Annotated in this window: 4 protein-coding genes; 2 read left to right on the forward strand and 2 right to left on the reverse strand. The window is 46.7% G+C overall.

The window, feature by feature from the left end:
- Positions 1-260: 260 nt before the first annotated feature.
- Positions 261-878: a trimeric intracellular cation channel family protein gene (locus QVA83_RS19690; RefSeq protein WP_015000099.1), complete on the reverse strand. Its 618-nt coding sequence runs from the start codon at positions 876-878 to the stop codon at positions 261-263.
- A 442-nt stretch (positions 879-1320) separates the two neighbouring features.
- Between QVA83_RS19690 and ilvD the strand changes: the two genes are divergently transcribed.
- Both ilvD and ilvA read left to right on the forward strand, forming a co-directional pair.
- Positions 1321-3171, forward strand: coding sequence for a dihydroxy-acid dehydratase (gene ilvD / locus QVA83_RS19695; RefSeq protein WP_278346138.1), 1851 nt, complete (start codon positions 1321-1323; stop codon positions 3169-3171).
- Positions 3171-4724, forward strand: coding sequence for a threonine ammonia-lyase, biosynthetic (ilvA, locus tag QVA83_RS19700; RefSeq protein WP_287498841.1), 1554 nt, complete (start codon positions 3171-3173; stop codon positions 4722-4724). Before ilvD ends, ilvA begins: the two co-directional genes overlap by 1 nt.
- A gap of 245 nt (positions 4725-4969) precedes the next feature.
- Here ilvA and plsB read toward each other — a convergent pair whose 3' ends face one another.
- Positions 4970-7423 carry a glycerol-3-phosphate 1-O-acyltransferase PlsB gene (plsB, locus tag QVA83_RS19705; RefSeq protein WP_014951390.1) on the reverse strand — a complete coding sequence of 818 codons (2454 nt, stop codon included), beginning with the start codon at positions 7421-7423 and terminating at the stop codon, positions 4970-4972.
- Between the last annotated feature and the right edge of the window lie 442 nt (positions 7424-7865).

The following is a 7865-nucleotide window of genomic DNA, read 5'->3' on the forward strand; positions in this document are numbered from 1 at the left end:
TACACTTACCTCTGGCGCTGATACGCCCTGCCCTGCGAAGGTTTTAACCACAGCCATTCCCATAATGTACTCAGCTCCTCTTCCTGCTCGTCCTTGCTTTTGTGTTGCAAAAGCAAACAAAGGCAAAATCAATGCATTTAGCCCCGTCTTAGGGCGTAAACTCTAATGAGGCTAGAAAGAAGATGTAACTGTACTAACGATGGGATTTACTTATAGCGCGCACGGCGAGTACTACCTCTGCTAGGCACAGACCGGTAACACTAATGATGGTCGTTATAGAAAACGGGTAGCTGCCAGTGCCATCGCATGGCGCCAAGTCTAAATAATACGGTTGTGACTAGCGCTGCAATACCGCACCACTGAGTAGCAAGTTCCATCTCCATGCCTATGCCGTATGCCACACCACCTGCGATACAAGTCATCGCATAGAGCTCTCCGTTTAATACCAGAGGTACTTCTCTACATATTACGTCTCTTAACAGTCCGCCAAACACACCAGTAATTGTGCCCATAGCAACCGCCACTGCCATGCCTGTGTCGTTTGCCAAGGCTTTCTCTATGCCTACTACGTTAAACAGCGCCAGCCCGAAAGCATCGGCAATTAATAAATAGTGAAAAGGAAAGCGTGGACTAATACGCAGCCAGATAATGGGTATAAAGGCGGCTATCAGTGTGGTGTATAAATAATCGGTATCGGCAATCCAGAAGACCGGGACATCTAACATGACATCACGCAGTGTTCCGCCGCCAATGGCGGTTGCGCTGGCAAGCACGACCACGCCAAATCCATCCATACGCTTTTGATAGGCCATCAGGGTGCCGGAAATTGCGCACACTGCAACCCCCGCTAAGTTTAACCAATGAAACCAATCAAACATCTTCTTGTACCCTTTTACTACCCTTAAAAACTCGCCATTCCTACCGCAAAATACTTGATCAGGCCTTATGTTTCATGCTATTTCTTTGCCCAATATCGAAACGTACTGTTGAGATTACGGTTCGTGATATTGAGTGATGAGGTAAAGCCATAACCTCTAACGAACAACATTTCATAATTACAATGCCAATGGATATAGGTATTGTATGTCAAATATATCATATAAAACAAAGCGCTACTGATGTGTTAGCAGTTAGGCTTTGTTGCTCCTCGCTTTGAACGACCTTAGATGATGTGTTACATCATCAGTATGACATGCAATTTTGAGTAAAACAGCGCGTATTGGAAGTTGAGCCAAAGCATTACTGGTTTACCACTGTTTTTTAGTTTCACAAAAAGGTCTAGCGCCTAAACCTAGAACCTTAAATTAACGGGAAGGATTTATGCCCAAGTTACGTTCAGCAACTACCACCCAAGGTAGAAATATGGCGGGAGCTCGCGCGTTATGGCGAGCAACTGGAATGAAAGACTCTGATTTCGGCAAGCCTATTATTGCTATTGCGAACTCATTTACGCAGTTCGTACCTGGGCATGTGCACCTAAAAGATCTCGGCCAATTAGTGGCACGCAGCGTTGAAGAAGCGGGTGGTGTGGCGAAAGAATTCAACACTATCGCAGTGGATGACGGTATCGCCATGGGGCACAGCGGTATGCTGTATAGCTTACCATCTCGAGAAATCATTGCTGATGCAGTGGAATACATGGTGAACGCACATTGCGCCGATGCCATCGTTTGTATTTCTAACTGCGACAAGATTACCCCGGGAATGCTAATGGCGTCTATGCGCTTGAACGTACCGGTCATTTTTGTGTCTGGGGGCCCAATGGAAGCGGGTAAAACCAAGCTTTCAGACCAGCTTATTAAACTAGACTTGGTTGACGCCATGGTAGCGGCTGCGAACGACAAAGTTAGCGATGCTGATACCGACGAAATTGAGCGCTCAGCCTGCCCTACCTGCGGCTCATGTTCAGGGATGTTCACCGCGAACTCCATGAACTGTCTAACCGAAGCGTTAGGTTTATCTTTGCCGGGCAACGGCTCTATGCTGGCTACCCACGCCGACCGTGAAGGTTTATTTAAACAAGCGGGCAAACAAATTGTTGAGCTGTGCAAGCGTTACTACGGCGACGATGATGACAGTGTATTACCACGTAATATCGCTAACTTTAAGGCTTTTGAGAATGCCATGAGCTTGGATATTGCCATGGGTGGGTCGACCAATACCATTTTGCATCTGTTAGCAGCGGCAATGGAAGGCGAAGTGCCGTTTACTATGGCAGACATCGACAGATTGTCTCGCAAAGTGCCTCACCTATGCAAAGTGGCACCTTCAACACCCAAATACCACATGGAAGACGTACACCGAGCGGGTGGCGTTTTGGGTATTTTGAACGAGCTAAATAAGGCTGGCTTGCTGAACACCGATGTTAATCATGTTTTAGGAAAACCGCTTACCGACGTTATCAGCGAGTGGGACATCACTAACCCTGAAAACGAAGACGCTATTACCTTTTATCGCGCGGGTCCTGCGGGTATTCGCACGACAAAAGCATTTAGCCAAGATTGTCGCTGGGACGAAGCCGATGACGACCGCGAAAACGGCTGCATTCGCTCTATCGACCATGCGTTCAGTCAAGAAGGTGGCCTAGCCGTGCTTTACGGTAATGTGGCTGAAGATGGCTGTATTGTAAAAACGGCTGGCGTAGATGAGTCTATTCTTAAATTCAACGGAACTGCGAGAATCTACGAAAGCCAAGATGATGCGGTAGCAGGTATCTTGGGCGATGAAGTAAAAGCCGGTGATGTGGTCTTCATTCGCTACGAAGGTCCCCGCGGCGGCCCGGGTATGCAAGAAATGCTGTACCCAACGTCTTACTTGAAATCTAAAGGGTTAGGCAAGCACTGCGCTTTGGTAACAGACGGACGCTTTAGTGGCGGTACCAGTGGGTTGTCTATAGGTCACTGCTCACCTGAAGCCGCCAGTGGTGGTGGCATTGGCCTAGTGGAAGATGGCGATAAAATTGAAATAGATATACCCAATAGAAGTATCAATATTGCTATTAGCGATGAAGAACTAGCAGAACGCCGCGCGAAAATGGAAGCCAGTGATAAGCCTTGGAAGCCGAAAGATCGCGTTCGTGAAGTCTCCACATCACTTAAAACCTTTGCGGCGTTAGCAACCAGTGCCGATAAAGGTGCAGTGCGTGATGTGACTAAGCTGGAAAATCTATAATGGCAGCCGAACACGTTAGCGATCATGAATATTTGAAGAAGATCTTACTTGCCCCTGTTTACGATGTAGCAGTGGCAAGTGAACTTTCCTATATGTCTTTGCTTTCAGCCGAGCTAGGCAATGAAATTTTTCTGAAACGCGAAGATCAGCAGCCGGTAAAAAGCTTTAAGCTGCGCGGTGCCTATAACCGTATTTGCTCACTAAGCGACGAGCAATTGCAAGCTGGCGTAATTGGCGCCTCTGCGGGTAATCATGCGCAAGGCTTAGCGTACAGTGCAAAAATGAAAGGTATTCAGGCGACTATAGTCATGCCTGAAACCACGCCTGATATCAAGGTAGACGCAGTACGACGCTTCGGCGGTGAAAACGTGAATGTGGTATTGCATGGCACCAGCTTTGATCAAGCAAGTAGCCATGCAAAAGCATTATGTGAGACCCACGGTTATACCTTTGTTCCGCCCTTTGACGACCCCGATGTCATTGCTGGGCAAGGTACAGTTGCGCGAGAGCTGCTAGAGCAGAACCCAAATCTTGATATTTTGTTTATAGCCGTTGGCGGCGGTGGCTTAGCCGCTGGTATTGCGGTTTACTTAAAGCAACTAAAACCAAGCATAAAAATCGTTGCGGTAGAGTCGGAAGAATCGGCCTGTTTCATTAAAGCAAAGGCGCAAGGCGCGCCTACCGAGCTTGAAAGCGTCGGCATTTTTGCTGATGGCGTTGCTGTTAAAGTGATGGGGCAGGAAACTTTCCGTCTGTGTAATCGTTTAATTGATGAAACCATTACGGTTACTAATGATGAAATATGCGGAGCAATTAAGGATATCTTTGATGATACCCGTGTTATTGCAGAGCCTGCGGGCGCATTGTCGGTGGCGGCAATTCGCAAGTACGCTAAGCAACACGAACTAAAAGGTAAGAAGTTAGGCGGCATTCTGTGTGGCGCAAACATCAACTTTCATACCCTTCGCTATGTGTCTGAACGCTGTGAATTAGGTGAGCAGAAAGAAGCGGTCTTTGCGGTTAAAATTCCTGAAAACAAAGGTGCGTTTAAACAGTTTTGCGAGTGCGTTGGGGCAAAAGCAATCACCGAATTTAACTATCGCTATGCCAGTGAGAGCGAAGCACATATTTTCGTGGGCGTTAAGCTTAAAGGCGGGCAGCAAGAGTTTGCTGCACTGCAAAGCGACCTTGAAAGCAAAGGGTATGACTGCGTTAACTTAACCGATAATGAGTTAGCGAAGCTCCATGTTCGTCACATGGTTGGTGGCCGTCCGCCAACTATTCTCAACGAGCAAGTCTTCAGCTTTGAATTTCCTGAGCGTCCGGGTGCGCTACTGAACTTCTTAAATACGTTAGGTGAACAGTGGAATATTACCCTATTTCACTATCGCAACCATGGCGCAGCAGAAGGTTTGGTATTGGCAGGCTTTGATATCGCACCAGAAAGTAGAGATGACTTTAACCAGCATGTTGCTGAGTTAGGCTATAAGGTTGAAGAAGTAACAGACAACCCCGCCTATCGTTTTTTCCTGTCGCAACCAGCGAAGGTCTAAATAGCGAAACAGGCGAAACGAGCCTATCTCCCGTTTTCGCTTTGTATTGCTTCGCGTTAAGCGCAGGTTTACCGGGGAGCGATACGAAGCGGCTCTATTTAGCGTCTATCTATCAATGAAGTATGGGGATTTTCAATGCCTGCCAAGATAGATTGACGCACAATAAAAAGCCCATGCAGTAGCATGGGCTTTCTCTTTTTACCTAAGCTCCGTAGTGCTGGCAAATTCAGCCAGCTAGCGTCGCCTTAATTCGAAGCGTTTAGTGTAACGTTCTCCAAATGCTGCATCATTTCTGGCCAAATCAGGGCCATAACGTCAGCACGTAAGGCTTCACACTCTTCTGAGTACTTCAAGCTGCCATCTTTTTCAGAGTCCAGCCAGTGGTTTTCTTTCAATGCACTGATAAAGCTAGACAACACATTCTTATCGTAAAACTCTGGTGAGCTTAGCCCGTAGAGAGCAGATAAGCGTTCAGCCACTTGCTTACTTTCGCGCTCAAGCGCACTTCGGCTAATCACTTTTTCTTTATCAAGAATGGTCAATACCACCGCGTAACGCTGAAGCGTTTCCTGCATACATCGGCTTAACAGCCATGCTGAGTGGAATTGTTTGCAGTGTGCATCTGGCGGCAACAGTTCATCGCCCTCCTGACGCAACAATCCTTTGTTTAGTAGCGCTGTTATAAGCGCATCAGTATGCGCAAGCGCCTCATCTTGGGTAAGGTGCAAGAACAGCTCTTTTTGCAGCAACGGATAAAGCGCCGCAATAAGCTGAAAAATACTGTTCTTCGTGGTGCCTTTCTTCGCGAAGATAGACGCCATAATAAGACCTGGGATCGCGAATAAGTGCAAAATGTTGTTGCGATAATAAGTAAGGTATACCGCTGATTTTGGTTGAGGACTGATCAAACGCCCATAATCGTCTTCTTTTACGTCAAAGCGGCCTAATTTCAGCGTATCGCGCAGTAGCTCTTCCGCTGATGAATCTGGAATGGTGGCATCATCGCTGAACGGTACCGCTTTAAACAAGTCCATGAAATCGCCCATTGCTTGTTTTAACTCAGCTTCACTCATGGTCTGTCGTTTAGAAGACAGTAAGCATAACGACGCTAACGCCATACCATTTAATGCCGCTGCGCGGTTAATTCGCGTCATGACATTATTGGCCAGTTCGTTAACCGCAGGTGTCAGCCACGCTGGTTTTTTCTCTGGCTCGGCATCGCGACAATCTCGCCAGTTAGGCACATGATTTTCAAGAAACTGGTTAAGCGCAATGGGTTCGCCAAAATTCACGTATCCGTGACCATAATTCTTGAGTTTACGAATAGCTGAGAACACCTGAAGGTTAGATTCTTTTTTCTTCTTAGAGCCTTTGAGTTCGTTCAAGTAGCTCTTCACTTCCATCACGTTCTCATAGCCAATATAGACAGGCACGATACTAACGGGACGGTTAACGCCTTTGAGCATGGCTTGAATGGTCATGGCTAGCATGCCCGTTTTCGGTGGGATCAAACGGCCGGTTCGGCTGCGGCCACCTTCGGGATAGTATTTTACCGAATAGCCTTTGTTAAACAGCAGCTCTAGATATTCTCTGAATACAGCTGTGTAGAGCTTGTTACCTGCAAAACTGCGGCGTAAGAAAAAAGCACCGCCACGACGGAACATTTTTCCAACCGGCCAAAAGTTCAGATTGATACCTGCAGCGATATGTGGCGTAACCATACCTTCGTGATAAATCACGTAGGTCAATAATAGGTAATCCATGTGACTACGGTGGCACGGTACGTAGATGATTTCATGACCATTAGCCGCCAATTCACGAATGCGATCGGCATGACCTACACTAATACCGTTATAAATTTTGTTCCAGATACGGGTAAGTAGCCTGTCGCCAAAACGAATTAGCCCTTCGCGGTAGTCTGCCGCGATTTCTGTGATGTAGGTTTGGGCAGTCTCTTTCGCTTTTTCATGAGACACCTTCTTGCTTCGTGATTCCTCAGCAATAGCGCGACGCACTGCATCAGAGCCCAACACACTATTATTGAGTTCTTGGCGCTCTAACAGCGTAGGGCCAGTCATGCTTTGGCGCTTTCTTTGAAAGTGAGTGCTTGCTACGCGCACAAGCTTATGTGCAATACTTTGGTCACTACCATGTTGATTGGACATCGCGCGTGCAGAAACGGCTTTAGAGTAGTTAATAAAGTTGTCGCGGCCCAAAAACAGCACAATGAACAACTTACGAAGCCAACTTGGCGCCGCTTTATCAGCAATGAGATCGCTTAAGCCTGGCTTTCCACGACCCGGGGCACGGCCCCACGTCACATAGACAGGAACAACTTGTAAATCTAGGTTTTCATGGTCTCTATGCAAATGAAAGAGGTCAGTAAAAACGTCTTCAATTCCCGTATCTTTAGCCGACGAGCGGAAAAGGGGCTGGGTTTTACGTAAAAATAAGGTCGACGAATACTCTCGCCCCGCTAATGTAAGGGTTTCTGTAGGACTAGGTAAACCTAGCGCTTTAGTCGACATTCTCAGTGCAAGTTGGTCAGTCACTGAGTTGGTGGGGAGTAGATAAACGATAGGTTTACTTTTATCTATTCCTAATTCGGTTTCAACGTTAACTGGAATGCTGTGGGCTTTAACCAGTAACTTAACAGGATAATGAAATACCGACAGAAGGGCTTTTCGCATCCACGACATGAATTATGTAATCCTATGAAATAAAAACGGGTGAAGTGTAACACAAACGCGTCACAATCTCGCGACAAGCCAATTTCATCGCTTCTCATGCTGTAATGACTATCCATAACATGGGAAGTTCAAAAGCGCCCTTCTCCTTTTCTTGTGAGTCACAGCCATTTCTATAATGGGTTCGAATACAGAGAACGTAACATTAGCTGTATTTAATTGCGGTACAGCCAGACTGTTACTACTTTTATAAGGGCAAATGAATATGAGCAAGCAGTAGTGGATGATCAAAGCCGGTTAAAGACAATTGATGACTTTATGCTCAATAGCGAAGTGCCGTTAGATCTTGATGATTTAATGATGGTGCTCGCAGAGGCATACAAGGTGCCGATCGCACTCATTGGCGTCGTCGGAGAGTTTGAAGAAACCTTTAAAGCACACTACGGAACCACTC

The organism is Alteromonas sp. AO-Serp (assembly GCF_017849675.1).
Classification (GTDB): domain Bacteria; phylum Pseudomonadota; class Gammaproteobacteria; order Enterobacterales; family Alteromonadaceae; genus Alteromonas; species Alteromonas macleodii.